Source organism: Proteus vulgaris, assembly GCF_016239305.1.
GTDB classification, from domain to species: Bacteria; Pseudomonadota; Gammaproteobacteria; order Enterobacterales; family Enterobacteriaceae; genus Proteus; species Proteus vulgaris_C.
The window spans coordinates 1-17,410 of the sequence record NZ_JAEHOQ010000033.1 but is presented as its reverse complement, the minus strand read 5'-3'; the positions used below and the strand labels follow the sequence as shown (position 1 = coordinate 17,410).

The 17,410-nt window shown below is 40.9% G+C and carries 12 protein-coding genes; 2 read left to right on the top strand and 10 right to left on the bottom strand.

The window, feature by feature from the left end:
- The first annotated feature begins 1 nt into the window (after position 1).
- Positions 2 to 781: a thiazole synthase gene (locus JEP40_RS17570; RefSeq protein WP_198624603.1), complete on the top strand. Its 780-nt coding sequence runs from the start codon at positions 2 to 4 to the stop codon at positions 779 to 781.
- Entirely contained in the window at positions 781 to 1,899 is a 1,119-nt protein-coding gene (gene thiH, locus JEP40_RS17565) for a 2-iminoacetate synthase ThiH (RefSeq protein WP_198624602.1), read from the top strand. The genes JEP40_RS17570 and thiH overlap by 1 nt, the downstream gene beginning before the upstream one ends.
- 476 nt (positions 1,900 to 2,375) lie before the next feature.
- Here the strand turns inward: thiH and JEP40_RS17560 are convergent, their stop codons facing one another.
- From JEP40_RS17560 to secE, 10 genes are all read right to left on the bottom strand, one after another.
- Positions 2,376 to 3,320, bottom strand: coding sequence for an Rpn family recombination-promoting nuclease/putative transposase (locus JEP40_RS17560; RefSeq protein WP_198624601.1), 945 nt, complete (start codon positions 3,318 to 3,320; stop codon positions 2,376 to 2,378).
- 190 nt (positions 3,321 to 3,510) lie between these two features.
- Entirely contained in the window at positions 3,511 to 4,866 is a 1,356-nt protein-coding gene (locus JEP40_RS17555; RefSeq protein WP_198624615.1) for a polysaccharide deacetylase family protein, read from the bottom strand.
- Between the two features lie 80 nt (positions 4,867 to 4,946).
- Positions 4,947 to 9,173, bottom strand: coding sequence for a DNA-directed RNA polymerase subunit beta' (gene rpoC, locus JEP40_RS17550; RefSeq protein ID WP_198624600.1), 4,227 nt, complete (start codon positions 9,171 to 9,173; stop codon positions 4,947 to 4,949).
- A gap of 122 nt (positions 9,174 to 9,295) precedes the next feature.
- Entirely contained in the window at positions 9,296 to 13,324 is a 4,029-nt protein-coding gene (rpoB, locus tag JEP40_RS17545) for a DNA-directed RNA polymerase subunit beta (protein ID WP_198624599.1), read from the bottom strand.
- A 350-nt stretch (positions 13,325 to 13,674) separates the two neighbouring features.
- Positions 13,675 to 14,040: a 50S ribosomal protein L7/L12 gene (gene rplL, locus JEP40_RS17540; protein ID WP_023583093.1), complete on the bottom strand. Its 366-nt coding sequence runs from the start codon at positions 14,038 to 14,040 to the stop codon at positions 13,675 to 13,677.
- 63 nt (positions 14,041 to 14,103) lie between these two features.
- A complete protein-coding gene (gene rplJ / locus JEP40_RS17535) occupies positions 14,104 to 14,601 on the bottom strand; it encodes a 50S ribosomal protein L10 (RefSeq protein ID WP_006534706.1) in 498 nt (165 codons plus the stop codon).
- A 326-nt stretch (positions 14,602 to 14,927) separates the two neighbouring features.
- Positions 14,928 to 15,629, bottom strand: a complete 702-nt coding sequence (rplA, locus tag JEP40_RS17530) for a 50S ribosomal protein L1 (RefSeq protein WP_109410157.1) — start codon at positions 15,627 to 15,629, stop codon at positions 14,928 to 14,930.
- A gap of 4 nt (positions 15,630 to 15,633) precedes the next feature.
- Entirely contained in the window at positions 15,634 to 16,062 is a 429-nt protein-coding gene (gene rplK / locus JEP40_RS17525; protein WP_088494387.1) for a 50S ribosomal protein L11, read from the bottom strand.
- Between the two features lie 146 nt (positions 16,063 to 16,208).
- Positions 16,209 to 16,754 carry a transcription termination/antitermination protein NusG gene (gene nusG, locus JEP40_RS17520; protein WP_004246900.1) on the bottom strand — a complete coding sequence of 182 codons (546 nt, stop codon included), beginning with the start codon at positions 16,752 to 16,754 and terminating at the stop codon, positions 16,209 to 16,211.
- 7 nt (positions 16,755 to 16,761) lie between these two features.
- Positions 16,762 to 17,139, bottom strand: a complete 378-nt coding sequence (gene secE / locus JEP40_RS17515; protein ID WP_023583091.1) for a preprotein translocase subunit SecE — start codon at positions 17,137 to 17,139, stop codon at positions 16,762 to 16,764.
- Positions 17,140 to 17,410: the final 271 nt, after the last annotated feature.

The following is a 17,410-nucleotide window of genomic DNA, read 5'->3' as shown; positions in this document are numbered from 1 at the left end:
TATGTTAAAAATTGCTGATACAACATTCACATCCAGACTTTTTACGGGCACAGGAAAATTTGCAACACCAACGCTAATGACAGAAGCCATTAAGGCTTCGGGTAGTCAACTTGTGACAATGGCAATGAAACGAGTCGATTTGAAAAAGGGTAATGATGATTTAATCGCGCCACTCAAGTCATTAGGGGTAAAATTATTACCCAATACATCCGGGGCAAAGACGGCACAAGAAGCTATTTTTGCAGCTCGCTTAGCGAAAGAAGCCTTTGGAACCCATTGGGTGAAATTAGAAATTCATCCTGATACAAAATATTTATTACCTGATCCTATTGAAACTCTTAAAGCCGCTGACATTCTTGTGAAAGAAGGTTTTGTTGTTTTGCCCTACTGCAGTGCTGATCCTGTCTTATGTCGTCGTTTAGAAGAGGCTGGTTGCGCCGCTGTGATGCCTTTAGGCTCTCCTATTGGCTCCAATCAAGGCTTACAGACTCGCGATTTCCTACGAATTATCATTGAACAAGCCTCTATTCCTGTTGTTGTTGATGCGGGTATTGGCGCACCAAGCCATGCTCTTGAAGCTTTAGAGTTAGGTGCAGATGCGGTATTAGTTAATACCGCAATTGCTGTTGCTAAAAATCCTGTCTTAATGGCACAAGCATTTAAAGCGGCGCTCGATGCGGGTGAACTTGCTCGACAATCAGGTCTTGCTACACCCGCTTCCGTCGTGAATATGCAAGCACAAGCTTCTAGTCCATTAACCCAATATTTGGGGGCATTTTAATGGAAACATTTTCGGATTATTGGCAACAACTTGACTGGGATGACATTACATTAAAACTCAATAGTAAAACCAATGCAGATGTTGAAGCGGCATTAAATCGCCATACCCTTACACTTGATGATTTTATGGCGCTAATTTCACCTGCTGGACGTCATTATTTAGAGCCGATGGCGCAAAGAGCCCAACAACTCACGCGACAACGCTTCGGCAATGTTGTGGGGTTGTATGTTCCACTTTATCTTTCTAATTTATGTGCAAATGACTGTACTTATTGTGGTTTTTCAATGAGTAATGCCATTAAACGTAAGACATTAAATGAAAGCGAAATCGTTGCCGAATGTAATAGTATCCGTCAATTAGGGTTTGATAGCCTGCTATTAGTAACAGGTGAACATCAAAGAAAAGTGGGTATGGATTATTTTCGCCAATATATTCCCCTTATTCGAAAGCATTTCAGTTCATTAATGATGGAAGTGCAACCTCTTGCGACAAAAGAATATACCGAGTTAAAAACACTCGGTATTGATGGTGTCATGGTTTATCAAGAAACTTATCATGAACCAACTTATCAGCTTCATCATCTAAAAGGTAAAAAACAGGACTTTCACTGGCGATTACAAACGCCAGATAGATTAGGGCAAGCTGGTATTGATAAAATTGGTTTAGGTGCATTAATTGGTCTTTCAAGCCAGTGGCGTAGCGATTGTTATATGGTGGCAGAACATCTCTTATTTTTACAAAAGCGCTATTGGAAAAGTCGTTATTCAATCTCTTTCCCCCGTTTACGCCCCTGTGCTGGTGGGCTAAGCCCCGCATCAGTAATGAGTGAAGCGGAATTAGTTCAATTGATTTGTGCTTTTCGTATTTTGGCACCGGATGTTGAGCTTTCACTTTCAACCCGTGAATCTCCGTATTTTCGTGATAATACAGTACCATTAGCGATAAATAACATTAGTGCGGGTTCTAAAACTCAACCTGGCGGGTATTCTGATAGTCATGAAGAATTAGAACAATTCTCTCCTAATGATAATCGCCATGTTAATGATGTAATTAACGCATTAAAAGGACGAGGATTACAACCCGTATGGAAAGATTGGGATAATTACTTGGGTCGTTAATTAAAATTCAAATAATATAAATCACCTTTATTTTATATAATTACAAATAATAAAGGTGGTTTTTGTTATATTTCACTAAAACCCCATAGTTAATTACATTATTAGCATCCCTATCATTAAATAAGGATATTTTTCTAAGTAAAAAAATACCGAATCATAAAGATTAAGATCTTTTAAAAAAGGAACATCAAAAAACACCTGTAAAATATAAGAAAAATAAAATCATGGAATTAAAAGTATATTTACAATATTTTTATAAAAATGAAAATTTTATTAGAAATAAATATTCAGTCGATTTAGGTGATGATGATACTATTATTGAATAAACGAACAACCCTGATATAAACATTATAAAATATTAATACTCCTTCTGATTTATAGAAAGGAGTATTATACTTTATAACAATCGAATAAAGAGATAAAATAAAAAATCCACTTTAATAATTACTTATTATTTTATTAATAATAGTTATTGACTATACTACAGCTAATATTTCAATTTCTTGTATACTTAAACCTGAGACCCTTTCTATAAATGAAAGATCAAAATTCTCTTTTAATAAATTTTGAGCTAATTCTATTTGTACTATTTTTTTACCTATTTCAATACCTTCAGTTTTACCTATTTCAATACCTTCAGTTTTACCTATTTCAAATCCTTTATTTTCTAATCTCCACACTATATTCATAATCGCCTCTCGTTGGTTATCTACTTGTTCGACTATTTTATTTATAATGAATTCAAAATCTGATGCATCCATAATTGAGAATAGATATTCTACAACAGCAATCGTGTCTTCATCTTTGCAGTTTTTCTGATTTATTGCTTTTGATAGAAGCATTGCGATCTTATTAATATCATAACAACTATTAACATGCTTCATTGCTATTTCCATTACTGCAGCTTTTTTATGTGTCAGCAGAATATCATCATCAATTGAAGTCAAATCAATTAAGAAGAAGTTATTAGTATAAAGTTGATTAGCAAATGAAGTAAGAGGGAAACACGCCATCCAATTAACAGGAAAAGGATATGGTTTTTTCTTTCCATGATAAAACAAAATTGGAACAACAAGAGGTAACGATTTATAACCTTGCTGTAAATGCTGATTCATAGTACAAAATGCATAATGCATCATACGCCAAGCTATCATTTTATCTGGTCTAGATTGATGCTCTACTAATAAATAAATGGGAATATCACCCTCTTTTGTTTTCACTAAATACAAAATATCAGACATACGAGAACGTAATTTAATATCAATAAAAGAAGAGTTTTGCAATTGTAACGTTGAAAAATCACAATGACTTTTTAATTCTTCGGGTAAATGGATAAAGAAAAAGTCTTTCGCATTGCTAACATTCATCATAAAGCGTTTAAATGCAGAATCATGAGAAGATATGGATATAGGCTTTTTCATAACTGGCTCCATGCTGATTTTGGATTGCCAGCTTACAGAAAAAAACGAATTTTACTCACTAAAAAATTATCATAATTATCTGAAAAATATAAGTTATTTGTTATTTTTAATTGAATAAGGAATAGAAAGGTAAAAAATACCTTCAATATATATCAAAGGTATTTTTTAATATTATAAATTTTATTTTTAATTATTTATCAACAACAATATTTTTATTCACCACTTCATATTCATTATTACCCACCATCCTCGCAAATTTCTCAATAGGATCTGTACTTAATGCATATAGCCGTTTTAAAGCATAGGGAGGATCACCTAAACGCACCTTTCCTTGTCGTGTCGTCACAGCCAATGTCATTCCTGACGCTTTAGTTGCATTAATTGCCCTTTGGTTATAGCCACCAAAAGGATATGCAAAAGCGTATTGATGTGGGTTTAATAATCGTAAAATACGCTGTGAGCGTTGTAAATCTAATACAATAGTATGAGATTGGCGACTAAATATAATGGGTTTTTTATTATTATCTAAGCGATGTAAAAAATGAGAATGTGACTGAATATCAAAAACATCTCGACTTGATTTCAGTGCCTGCCAACCCATAGACTGTAATGAATTAGGTGCCCATTTAGGCGTTTTAGATTTTATACGTGATGAAATAACAAATAATGTTGCTCTCTGGCCATTTTCTTTTAAAAGTGGATAGGCATAGCGATAAACAGATTGTAGACCATCATCAAATGTTAATGCGACAGCTCGTCCCGGCAAATTAATACTTTTATTTAAATAGCCTGCAACTTGATTTAGTGAAAGCGTTTCATATCCGGCTTCTTTTAAATAATTCATCTGCTCTGTAAAGGCAGTTAATGATGTTGTTGTTGATGTATGACGAAAATTATGATTTTCCGTTGCTTTGAGAATATGGTGATAAGTAAGTACCGGTATCCCTAAATCAGGCTTTACATCCCTTGATGAAATATAACCTAAGCGGTCACCTAAAGAGATCTCAAACCAATTGATTTTACTTCCATTAGCATCATCTTTTATTGTACGTGATAGCACGGGATAACGTAAATTGGATAAGAGTGTCGCTATTTGTGGGCTAGCAATATCTTTATTACTATAAATGGGGGTATTTTTGGTTGTGATCAGATATTCATATATAGGGTAATCGGTTTTTTTGGTACTATCTGATAAGAAACGTATTTTCTTATCAGCCAAAATAGAAGCAATATCTTCAAAGTAACCATCTTCTAAATAACCTGCTTCCAAATAACCTTGGGCATTTCCAAATTGTATTTTATGGTAATTATTTATCGTATCTGAAACATAAAATCCCTGATTAGGATATAGCTCAGCAACGGGTCTTAATTTATTACCAATAAAAGCATATAAGGTTTTTTGTTGACGAAGCTGCATCAATGTTGTGGTCGGAGTTTCTAGGTTCCATTGTGTTTCTGTTGGTATTTCTCTTTCTAAAGAGGTTGAAAAAGCAAAACCAGTAAAAATAAAAAATGGGATAATCAATCCGTTAGTTATTATTCTCATCATTTCGCCTACTTATTGTAGAACAGAAACAAAAAATGCCCTCACAATGGAGGGCATTTCAATCTAATCTAAATTAGATTTTAGTCTTTTAATCCACCAAAACCAGCATTCAGTAATTCTGCTAAGTTAGCAGATGCTTCATCAGCACTGATTGTTGTTTCAGTTTCATCCGTCGGCAATTGTGATTGACGACGCTTCATACGATCTTGGTGATACGCATACCCTGTACCTGCTGGGATCAAGCGACCAACAATAACGTTCTCTTTCAAGCCACGTAATTCGTCACGTTTACCTGCTACGGCTGCTTCAGTCAGAACACGAGTTGTTTCTTGGAATGATGCAGCAGAAATGAAGGATTCAGTTGCCAGAGATGCTTTTGTGATACCTAACAGGTCACGAGCATAGGTTGCTGGTACTTTACCATCATCTTCCAGAACACGGTTTGATACTTTAACGCGAGCGTATTCAACCTGTTCACCTTCGAGGAACTCAGAGCTTCCTGCGTTCTCAATAGTAACTTTACGTAGCATCTGACGAACGATAACTTCGATGTGTTTATCGTTAATCTTAACGCCTTGTAAACGGTAAACTTCCTGTACTTCGTTAGTAATATAGCGAGTAACCGCATGAACACCACGTAAGCGCAGAATGTCGTGTGGTGATTCTGGACCATCGGAGATAACATCACCGCGTTCCACAACCTCACCTTCGAATACGTTAAGCTGACGCCATTTAGGGATCATCTCTTCGTATGCATCACTACCGTCTAATGGAGAAATAACTAGACGACGTTTACCTTTAGTCTCTTTACCGAACGATACAATACCGCTGATTTCAGCAAGGATTGCAGGCTCTTTTGGACGGCGAGCTTCAAACAGGTCAGCAACACGTGGCAGACCACCGGTGATATCTTTAGTACCGCCAGATTCTTGTGGAATACGCGCTAAAGTGTCACCTGCGTTAATTGTAATGCCATCGTCTAACTGAACAATTGCTTTACCTGGTAGGAAGTACTGTGCTGGCATATCAGTATTCGGGATCAATACATCTTTACCTTGTGCATCAGTGATGCGCAGTGCTGGACGTAAATCTTTACCGCTACCTGTACGCTCTGCTGAATCCAGAACAACCAGTGAAGAAAGACCTGTTAATTCATCTGTTTGACGTGTGATAGTTTGACCATCAACCATGTCAGCAAAACGAATGACACCAGATACTTCACTCACAACTGGCATTGTATGTGGATCCCAGTTAGCAACAGTTTCACCACCGTTAACCGCTTCGCCATCACCTTTCGCTAATTGAGCACCGTAAGGTACTTTATAGCTTTCTTTCGTACGACCGAATTCGTCAATTAAACGTAATTCTGTGTTACGAGAAGTGATAACTAATTTACCAGCAGTATTGGTAATGAACTTCGCATTGAACAGCTTCAGAGTACCTTTGTTACGTACTTGAATGCTAGATTCTGCTGCCGCACGAGATGCCGCACCACCGATGTGGAACGTACGCATCGTTAACTGTGTACCTGGTTCACCGATTGACTGTGCCGCGATAACACCGATAGCTTCACCTTTGTTGATGATATGACCACGAGCAAGGTCACGACCATAACATTTAGCACACACACCGAAGTCTGTGTTACAGGTTACAACTGAACGTACTTTCACGCTGTCAACTGAGTTTTCTTCTAACAGGTCACACAGTTTTTCGTTTAACAAGGTGTTACGTGGAACAAGAATATCGGCAGTACCTGGTTTTAGAATATCTTCTGCAGCCACACGACCTAATACACGTTCACGCAGTGGTTCTTTAACATCACCACCTTCGATAACCGGAGTCATCATAACACCTTCGGTTGTGCCACAGTCGTCTTCTGTGACGACTAAGTCTTGTGCAACGTCAACTAAACGACGAGTCAAGTAACCGGAGTTTGCTGTTTTCAGTGCGGTATCCGCAAGACCTTTACGAGCACCGTGAGTTGAGATGAAGTACTGGAGTACGTTCAGACCTTCACGGAAGTTCGCTGTGATTGGTGTCTCGATGATTGAGCCATCTGGCTTAGCCATCAAACCACGCATACCTGCTAACTGACGGATCTGAGCTGCAGAACCACGAGCACCGGAGTCAGCCATCATAAAGATGCTGTTGAAAGATACTTGTTGTTCTTCTTCACCATTACGGTTAATAACGGTTTCAGTAGACAGGTTTTCCATCATCGCTTTTGCTACGCGCTCATTCGCCGCAGCCCAAATATCGATGACTTTATTGTAACGTTCGCCCGCTGTTACCAGACCGGATTGGAACTGTTCCTGAATTTCTGCAACTTCCGCTTCTGCTTCTGCAATGATCTCTGCTTTCTTCGCAGGGATAACCATGTCATCGATACCTACAGAAGCACCTGAACGAGCTGCGTAAGCAAAACCGGTATACATGATTTGGTCAGCAAAAATAACAGTTGGCTTCAAGCCCATTACGCGGTAACAGGTATTCAGCATTTTAGAAATTGCTTTCTTACCTAATGGTTGGTTAACCAGCGCGTAAGGTAGGCCTTTTGGTACGATCATCCATAAAATAGCTCGACCAACAGTTGTGTCTTTTAAGCTAGTTTCAGTGGTGATATTACCTTCGCCATCTTTGATCTCTTCAGTGATACGTACTTTAACACGAGCGTGTAAAGAGGCTAAACCAGCGCGATAAACGCGTTCAGCTTCTTTAGGACCACTTAGCACCATGCCTTCACCTTTGGCATTGATGCAGTCACGAGTCATGTAGTAAAGACCTAATACAACGTCCTGTGAAGGAACGATGATTGGGTCACCACTTGCTGGAGATAGGATGTTATTTGTTGACATCATCAGCGCACGAGCTTCTAGCTGTGCTTCTAATGTCAATGGTACGTGAACCGCCATTTGGTCACCATCGAAGTCGGCGTTGTATGCCGCACAAACGAGTGGGTGTAACTGAATAGCTTTACCTTCGATAAGGATTGGTTCAAATGCCTGAATACCTAAACGGTGAAGTGTTGGTGCACGGTTTAGCATCACTGGGTGTTCGCGGATAACTTCATCTAAGATATCCCAAACAACCGCTTCTTCGCGCTCAACCATTTTTTTAGCGGCTTTGATTGTTGTCGCTAAACCACGGGTTTCCAGTTTTCCGTAAATAAATGGTTTGAATAACTCAAGAGCCATTTTTTTCGGTAGACCACACTGATGCAGACGCAAGTATGGACCAACGGTGATTACAGAACGACCAGAATAGTCAACACGTTTACCCAACAGGTTTTGACGGAAACGACCTTGTTTACCTTTGATCATATCAGCCAAAGATTTCAGAGGACGTTTGTTTGAACCTGTGATCGCACGACCACGACGACCGTTATCTAATAACGCATCTACAGACTCTTGTAACATACGTTTTTCATTACGTACGATAATGTCTGGAGCTGCTAAATCAAGCAGGCGTTTTAAACGGTTGTTACGGTTGATCACACGACGATATAAATCGTTCAGGTCAGATGTTGCAAAACGACCGCCATCAAGTGGAACCAATGGACGTAAGTCTGGTGGTAACACAGGCAGTACAGTTAAGATCATCCACTCAGGTTTATTGCCTGATTGCATGAACGCTTCAAGTAACTTGATACGTTTAGTCAGTTTCTTACGTTTAGTTTCAGAGTTAGTTTCGTTTAACTCTTCACGTAGCGTTTCACACTCTTGTTCCAGATCCATGCTCTGTAAGAGGTTCTGAACAGCTTCTGCACCCATCTTCGCATCAAATTCGTCACCGAATTCTTCTAATGCATCGAGGTATTGCTCTTCTGTCAAGATTTGGCCACGTTCAAGGCTGGTCATCCCGCCTTCAACAACAACATAAGATTCGAAATACAATACACGTTCAATATCGCGCAGTGGCATATCCAGCAGCAAACCGATACGGGACGGCAGTGATTTCAAGAACCAAATGTGAGCAACTGGAGAAGCTAATTCGATGTGACCCATACGTTCACGACGAACTTTAGTTTGTGTAACTTCAACGCCACACTTCTCACAGATAACACCACGGTGTTTTAAACGTTTGTATTTACCACACAAACATTCGTAATCTTTTACTGGTCCGAAAATACGGGCACAGAAAAGACCGTCACGTTCTGGTTTGAACGTACGGTAGTTAATTGTTTCTGGCTTTTTAACTTCACCAAATGACCATGAACGGATCATATCAGGTGATGCCAGAGCAATTTTGATCGCATCAAACTCTTCGGTCTTGGTTTGCGCTTTCAGAAACTTTAATAAGTCTTTCACGAAATGGCTCCTGTCGGAGTTAGACCTGCCAGGCAAATGACCCCTGTCATTCACCCCTTTAAACCAGTGTAGTCACTGTTTGACAGACTGCCATTTCTAGCAGTCTGTCTATATGGAATCCGTTATTCGTCTTCCAATTCGATGTTGATACCCAGTGAACGGATCTCTTTCAACAATACGTTGAACGACTCTGGCATACCTGGTTCCATCTGATGGTTACCATCAACGATGTTTTTGTACATTTTGGTACGACCGTTAACGTCATCCGACTTAACAGTAAGCATTTCTTGAAGAGTATAAGCTGCACCGTATGCTTCCAGTGCCCACACTTCCATCTCCCCGAAACGCTGTCCACCAAACTGAGCTTTACCACCAAGAGGTTGCTGAGTAACTAAGCTGTACGAACCGGTAGAACGGGCGTGCATCTTATCATCAACTAAGTGGTTCAGTTTCAGCATGTACATGTAACCAACAGTTACTGGACGCTCAAATTGTTCACCTGTACGACCATCGAAAAGTGTAATCTGACCAGAAGTTGGAAGATCAGCTAATTTAAGCATCTCTTTAATTTCCATTTCTTCTGCACCATCGAACACTGGTGTTGCGGTTGGCATACCTTTTTTCAGGTTTTCTGCCAGACGTAACACTTCTTCATCGCTGAAGGTGTCCAGATCAACTTTCTGACGAGGTGCCATACCCAGATCGTAAGCTTTCTGGATAAATTCACGTAATTTAGCAACTTCTTGTTGCTGTTTCAGCATCGCGTTGATCTTATCACCGATACCTTTAGCAGCCATACCCAAGTGAGTTTCAAGGATCTGACCGATGTTCATACGTGATGGTACACCCAGTGGGTTCAATACAAGGTCAACCGGGTTGCCGTTTTCATCGTATGGCATGTCTTCAATTGGGTTAATCTTAGAGATAACACCCTTGTTACCATGACGACCCGCCATCTTATCACCAGGTTGGATCTGACGTTTAACAGCCAGATAAACCTTAACGATTTTCAGCACGCCTGGTGCTAAATCATCACCTTGAGTGATTTTACGACGTTTAGCTTCCAGTTTCTTCGCGAACTCAGCTTTCAGTTCATCATACTGTTCTGCTAATTGTTCTAACTGGTTTTGCTTCTCTTCATCCGCAATACCCAGTTCTAACCAACGTTCACGAGGTAATTTGTCTAATTTCTCAGCTTCAATACCGCCAGCAACCAGAACACCACGGATACGAGCGAATAGTCCAGCTTCAAAGATACGCAGTTCTTCAGTTAAGTCTTTCTTAACTTCACGTAACTGTGATTCTTCGATTTCTAATGCACGTTTATCTTTTTCTACGCCATCACGGGTGAAGACTTGTACGTCGATAACTGTACCAGACACACCATTAGGAACACGCAGAGAAGAATCTTTAACATCAGACGCTTTTTCACCGAAGATAGCACGTAGCAGTTTCTCTTCTGGAGTCAGTTGAGTTTCACCTTTAGGTGTTACTTTACCAACCAGAATGTCACCACCTTTCACTTCAGCACCGATATAAACGATACCTGATTCATCCAGTTTAGATAACGCAGCTTCACCAACGTTCGGGATATCAGCAGTGATCTCTTCAGGCCCTAACTTAGTATCACGAGAGACACAAGCCAGTTCTTGAATGTGGATAGTTGTGAAACGATCTTCTTGAACAACACGCTCAGATACAAGGATGGAGTCCTCGTAGTTATAACCATTCCATGGCATAAATGCCACGCGCATGTTTTGACCTAATGCTAGCTCACCAAGGTCTGTTGAAGGACCATCAGCTAACACGTCACCACGATCAACAGGTTCACCTAAAGATACGCAAGGCGTTTGGTTAATACATGTGTTCTGGTTAGAACGGGTGTATTTAGTCAAGCTATAGATATCAATGCCCGCTTCACCAGCGTAAGTCTCTTCTTCGTTAACTTTGATGACGATACGAGAAGCATCAACATACTGAACAACACCACCACGCTTAGCAACCGCAGTAACACCGGAGTCAACCGCTACAGCACGCTCCATACCTGTACCTACCAGTGGTTTATCACCACGAAGTGTAGGAACAGCCTGACGTTGCATGTTCGCACCCATCAATGCACGGTTGGCGTCATCGTGTTCAAGGAATGGGATCAGTGAAGCACCGACAGAAACAACCTGTTGTGTTGAAACGTCCATGTACTGAACTTGGTCACGACTAAATAAGCTTGACTCGCCTTTATGACGGCAAGTAACTAATTCTTCAACGAAGTGATTGTCATCGTCTAATACGGAGTTAGCCTGAGCAATGATGAAGTTTCCTTCTTCGATTGCAGACAGATAGTGAATTTCATCTGTTACAGCATTGTTTTCAACAACACGGTAAGGCGTTTCAAGGAAACCATACTCGTTAGTCTGTGCATAAACAGATAATGAGTTGATAAGACCGATGTTTGGACCTTCAGGCGTTTCGATTGGACACACACGACCGTAGTGAGTTGGGTGTACGTCTCGAACTTCGAAGCCTGCACGTTCACGGGTCAAACCACCTGGGCCTAATGCAGAGATACGGCGTTTATGCGTAATTTCTGATAGCGGGTTATTCTGATCCATAAACTGTGATAACTGGCTAGAGCCAAAGAACTCTTTGACAGCAGCAGAAATCGGTTTTGCGTTGATCATGTCTTGTGGCATTAATGCATCAAGATCGCCTAAAGACAGACGTTCTTTAACTGCACGCTCAACACGTACCAGACCAACACGGAATTGGTTTTCAGCCATTTCGCCAACAGAACGAATACGACGGTTACCTAAGTGGTCGATATCATCCACTTCACCTTTACCATTACGGATATCAATCAGTTTTTTCATTACTTCAATGATATCTTCTTGGCTCAGGATGCCAGAACCTTCAACTTCGTCACGACTTAACGAACGGTTGAACTTCATACGACCCACAGCAGAAAGATCATAACGATCTTCAGAGAAGAATAAGTTCTCAAATAAGTTTTCTGCAGCTTCACGTGTAGGCGGTTCACCAGGACGCATCATGCGATAGATTTCAACTAACGCGCTTAAGCGATCGTTTGTAGGATCGACGCGAACAGTTTCTGAAATATAAGCACCATGATCTAAGTCATTGGTAAACAGAGTTTCAATCGTTTTATGACCAGCTTGACTTAAGCGAGCTAACACATCTAAAGAGATTTCCATGTTAGCAGCACAAATCAGTTCACCTGTTGCTTCATCAATATAGTCACGAGCAACCACTTTACCTGCAATGTATTCAACAGGTACTTCAATGCGGTCAACTTGTTCTTTTTCTAATTGACGAATATGGCGAGCAGTAATACGACGGCCTTTTTCGACATACACTTTGCCGTTTGCTTCAATATCAAATGAAGCAGTTTCACCACGCAGACGTTCAGGCACTAATGTCATCATCAGCTTGTTGTTGCTGATTTCAAACAATGTTTTTTCGAAGAATAAACCTAAGATTTCTTCAGTGCTGTAATTCATTGCGCGTAAAATGATAGTCGCAGGTAATTTACGGCGACGGTCAATACGGACAAAAAGGTTATCTTTAGGGTCGAATTCGAAGTCTAACCATGAACCACGATAAGGGATAATACGTGCGTTATACAGTACCTTACCAGATGAGTGTGTTTTACCTTTGTCACTATCAAAGAACACACCAGGGCTACGGTGTAACTGGGAAACGATAACACGCTCGGTACCATTGATAACAAAGGTACCATTATCGGTCATTAATGGGATTTCACCCATATAGACTTCTTGCTCTTTAATGTCTTTAACGGTGCCTTCTGGGGCTTCACGTTCATAAATGACCAGACGCAGTTTTACACGCAGAGGTGCAGAATAAGTTACACCGCGGATCTGACATTCTTTAACATCAAAAACAGGCTCGCCTAAACGATAGCTGACATACTGTAATTCAGCATTGCCACTATAGCTTTGGATAGGGAATACGGAACGGAAAGCTGCTTCCAGACCGTTTTGGCCATCAGGATCTTGCTCGATGAACTTCTGGAACGAGTCAAGTTGGATAGAAAGGAGATAGGGAACATCCAGAACTTGTGGACGTTTACCAAAATCCTTACGAATACGTTTTTTCTCGGTATAGGAGTAAACCATAGGGTTCCTCAGCTCGCTGAAAAGTGACCCACTCTGCCTACCCTTAGTTATTAAGGGCGACACGACATTCTGCTAACACTATTTTTTGTAGGTAGGAAAATGTAATTTTCCATAATACTTATTGCTATTACTCTTAAATCATTTCATTGCATTGAGCTCACTACCGAGCTTTTGGACAACGTGGATCGTAGTGACTAACACAGTATATTAAGTCGTCAATAGCAAAAAATATTGAGGTAGAGAGAAAGCCAAAAAGTGTGAAAAAGCTACTCTTACCTTACAGCGCAAAAAGGCTGGTGACCAAAAAATCACCAGCCATCAGCCGTTAGGCTGCACTCTGGGAAGTTAAATTATTTAACTTCAACCTCAGCGCCTGCTTCTTCCAGAGCTTTCTTCAGAGCTTCAGCATCATCTTTGCTTACGCCTTCTTTCAGAGCTGCTGGTGCAGATTCTACTAAGTCTTTAGCTTCTTTCAGGCCAAGACCGGTAGCGCCACGTACTGCTTTGATTACTGCTACTTTGTTACCGCCGATAGCTTTCAGGATAACGTCAAATTCAGTTTTCTCTTCAGCAGCTTCTGCTGGACCCGCAGCAACAGCAACAGCTGCAGCAGCAGATACACCGAATTTTTCTTCCATCATTGAGATCAGTTCAACAACGTCCATTACAGACATTTCAGCAACTGCGTTTAAGATATCGTCTTTAGAAATAGACATAACAAGTGTTCCTAAAATTCAGAAAAAGTTTATACGTAAATAAAGCAACGAAGAAATTGGCTATTAAGCAGCTTCTTTCTGATCGCGCAGAGCAGCCAGAGTGCGAACCAATTTGCCTGCAGAGGCTTCTTTCATGGTTGCCATCAGGCGTGCGATTGCTTCATCGTAAGTTGGGAGTGTAGCCAGACGATCGATGTTCGAACCTGGGATAAACTCACCTTCAAAGGCAGCCGCTTTAATCTCGAATGCAGGGTTCGCTTTCGCGAAATCTTTGAACAGACGAGCTGCAGCGCCCGGATGTTCAGCAGAAAATGCAATCAAGGTTGGACCAACAAATGCATCTTTCAGTACTTCATAAGAAGTACCTTCAACAGCACGACGCAGAAGGGTATTACGTACTACACGTACAGTAACGCCAGCTTCACGACATGCTTTACGCAGTTCGGTCATTTTAGCTACAGTAACGCCACGGGAATCCGCAACAACTGCAGAAAGCGCACCTTTGGCAACTTCGCTGACTTCAGCAACAATCGCTTGTTTGTCTTGAAGATTTAGTGCCATTAGCTTCTTGCTCCTGGATTAACCGAGTAAAAACTCGGGACTCACATCACTTATTACCACAATGGTATAAGCGCTAAAACACGGTGAGTAGAATCCAGAATATATAATTCTTTATTGGCTCTCTCACCGTCTACGCAGGAAAATTAAGTAATCACTTACACCTGCGGTCTTGGACGGGGTCTGGATAGGCCAGACTCCAACCGAAATTCAGAGAATTTAGTTATGCAGACTTAAATAAAATACCGCATAGCTAAACTCAAGGCGTCAAATTCTATACAAATTTGACGCCAAGGTAAAGTCTTTTATGACTTTAGTCTAATCTAAGATTAAACTGTCGCGCTCAAGCTAGCTTGATCAATAGCAACACCTGCACCCATAGTGGTAGACAGGCTTACTTTCTTGATATAAACGCCTTTCGCTGCAGATGGTTTTGCTTTTTTCAGCGCAACCAGCAGAGCTTCTAAGTTTTCTTTCAACTGTTCTTCGTTGAAATCAACTTTACCGATAGTGGTATGGATAATACCATTTTTGTCGTTACGGTAACGAACCTGGCCTGCTTTCGCATTTTTAACTGCTTCAGCAACGTTAGGAGTTACAGTACCCACTTTCGGGTTTGGCATTAAGCCACGTGGGCCAAGGATTTGACCTAATTGACCTACAACGCGCATTGCATCTGGAGATGCGATAACAACGTCAAAGTCCATTTCGCCAGCTTTAACTTTAGCAGCTAAGTCGTCCATACCGACTAATTCAGCGCCTGCTTCTTTAGCAGCTTCTGCATTTGCACCTTGTGCGAATACAGCAACGCGAACTGAACGGCCAGTACCGTGCGGAAGTACAGTTGCACCACGAACGTTTTGATCTGATTTACGTGCATCGATGCCAAGGTTAACAGCAACGTCAACGCTTTCAACGAATTTAGCAGTAGCCAGTTCTTTCAGCAAAGCAACAGCTTCAGTGATTTCGTACTGTTTAGTTACTTCAACTTTTTCACGGATATTGCGCATGCGCTTGGTTAGTTTAGCCATCAGATTAATCCTCCACTACCAGGCCCATGGAACGAGCAGTACCTTCGATTGAACGCATCATAGCTTCAACGTCAGCACCAGTCAGGTCCGCAGCTTTAGTTTCTGCGATTTCACGAACTTGAGCAGAAGTAATTTTACCTACTTTCTCTTTGTTCGGTTTACCAGAACCTGATTTCACGCCCGCAGCTTTCTTCAGCAGAACTGCTGCTGGAGGAGTTTTGGTAACGAAAGTGAAAGAACGGTCAGCGTAAACTGTAATAACAACAGGGATTGGTAAGCCTTTTTCAACACTTTCAGTTTTAGCGTTGAATGCTTTACAGAATTCCATGATGTTAACACCTTGTTGACCCAGAGCTGGACCAACTGGTGGACTTGGATTAGCCATACCTGCAGAAACTTGCAGTTTGATATAGGCTTGGACTTTCTTAGCCATTAATTAATTCCTCAATTTGGGTATATCGCCCGGCTAGGGCTCCCCGATTTTACTTTGTTCTGTCTTATGACAAAACAACTCAAAACGAAAGGTGGAAAATTGTAGATAACTTTTCCACCTTTTGCAAGAAAGCAACGTAAAAAGGTTTAACCTTTTTCAACCTGACTAAAGTCTAATTCAACTGGTGTCGCACGACCAAAGATTGAAACAGAGACTTTTAAGCGGCTTTTTTCATAATCAACTTCTTCAACCACGCCATTAAAGTCAGCGAATGGACCATCGCTAACACGAACCATTTCACCTGGTTCAAACAGTGTTTTAGGACGTGGTTTATCACCAACTTGTTGTAAGCGATTCATAATCGCATCAACTTCTTTATCGCTAATTGGTGCAGGTCTATCTGAGGTTCCACCAATAAATCCCATTACACGAGGTACATTACGTACTAAGTGCCAAGTTGCATCGTTCATGACCATTTGGACAAGAACATAGCCTGGGAAAAATTTACGCTCACTTTTGCGACGTTGACCGCTACGGATCTCAACCACTTCTTCAGTTGGAACCATAACTTCGCCGAATGAGTCTTCCATTTCGTTTAATTTGATATGTTCACGCAGAGACTGTGCAACACGGCCTTCAAAGCCCGAAAATGCCTGAATGACATACCAGCGTTTTTTTGGAGAATCAGTCATGAACACCTCACAGGCCAGTAATAAATGAAACAAAACGAACCAGAATGCCATCCAGTCCCCAAAGAACTAATGACACAATAGCCGTCACTGCAGCAACAATCAGGGTTGTTTGCAATGTTTCTTGACGTGTTGGCCATACTACTTTACGCATTTCAATGCGCGCTTCGCGAGCAAATGCTAATGTTGCTTTACCTTGTGTTGTCCACAACGCGATCCCACCCGCTGCTACGAACAAAGCAACAACAGCTAAAGCTCGTAACGCTAGGTTAAATTCACGGTAAAGATAGTTGCCACCCACTGCTACTGCCAGCAATAAAACGGTAATGATCCACTTAGCGATATCACCACCGCGTTTGCTATCTTGAGCTCCGCTATTCGCACTCATAAATTAACCTGTCATATGATGTAAATAAATAGCCAGCTTGCCTCGCAAGAGCAAAACAAATCAGACTAACCATAAAATCAACTATGATTGCATCTGACACAGTGTCATATCTCTATGACATTCGTATCTGCAAGATACTGGACTCGATTCGTTGTATCAGAGCCTATCTCACCAATAATTTACATCAAACTAGTGATGAGATAGGTTCTTTTTCAAACAACGCATAAAAAGGGCATCAATTGATGCCCTTCTCTAGGAGAATTACGCGAGT

Excerpts from the sequence above, each read along its gene's own strand:
- JEP40_RS17570 (WP_198624603.1), top strand. The coding sequence starts at position 2 with ATGTTAAAAATTGCTGATACAACATTCACATCCAGACTTTTTACGGGC.
- thiH (WP_198624602.1), top strand. The coding sequence starts at position 781 with ATGGAAACATTTTCGGATTATTGGCAACAACTTGACTGGGATGACATT.
- JEP40_RS17560 (WP_198624601.1), bottom strand. The coding sequence starts at position 3,320 with ATGAAAAAGCCTATATCCATATCTTCTCATGATTCTGCATTTAAACGC.
- JEP40_RS17555 (WP_198624615.1), bottom strand. The coding sequence starts at position 4,866 with ATGAGAATAATAACTAACGGATTGATTATCCCATTTTTTATTTTTACT.
- rpoB (WP_198624599.1), bottom strand. The coding sequence starts at position 13,324 with ATGGTTTACTCCTATACCGAGAAAAAACGTATTCGTAAGGATTTTGGT.
- rplL (WP_023583093.1), bottom strand. The coding sequence starts at position 14,040 with ATGTCTATTTCTAAAGACGATATCTTAAACGCAGTTGCTGAAATGTCT.
- rplJ (WP_006534706.1), bottom strand. The coding sequence starts at position 14,601 with ATGGCACTAAATCTTCAAGACAAACAAGCGATTGTTGCTGAAGTCAGC.
- rplA (WP_109410157.1), bottom strand. The coding sequence starts at position 15,629 with ATGGCTAAACTAACCAAGCGCATGCGCAATATCCGTGAAAAAGTTGAA.
- rplK (WP_088494387.1), bottom strand. The coding sequence starts at position 16,062 with ATGGCTAAGAAAGTCCAAGCCTATATCAAACTGCAAGTTTCTGCAGGT.
- nusG (WP_004246900.1), bottom strand. The coding sequence starts at position 16,754 with ATGACTGATTCTCCAAAAAAACGCTGGTATGTCATTCAGGCATTTTCG.
- secE (WP_023583091.1), bottom strand. The coding sequence starts at position 17,139 with ATGAGTGCGAATAGCGGAGCTCAAGATAGCAAACGCGGTGGTGATATC.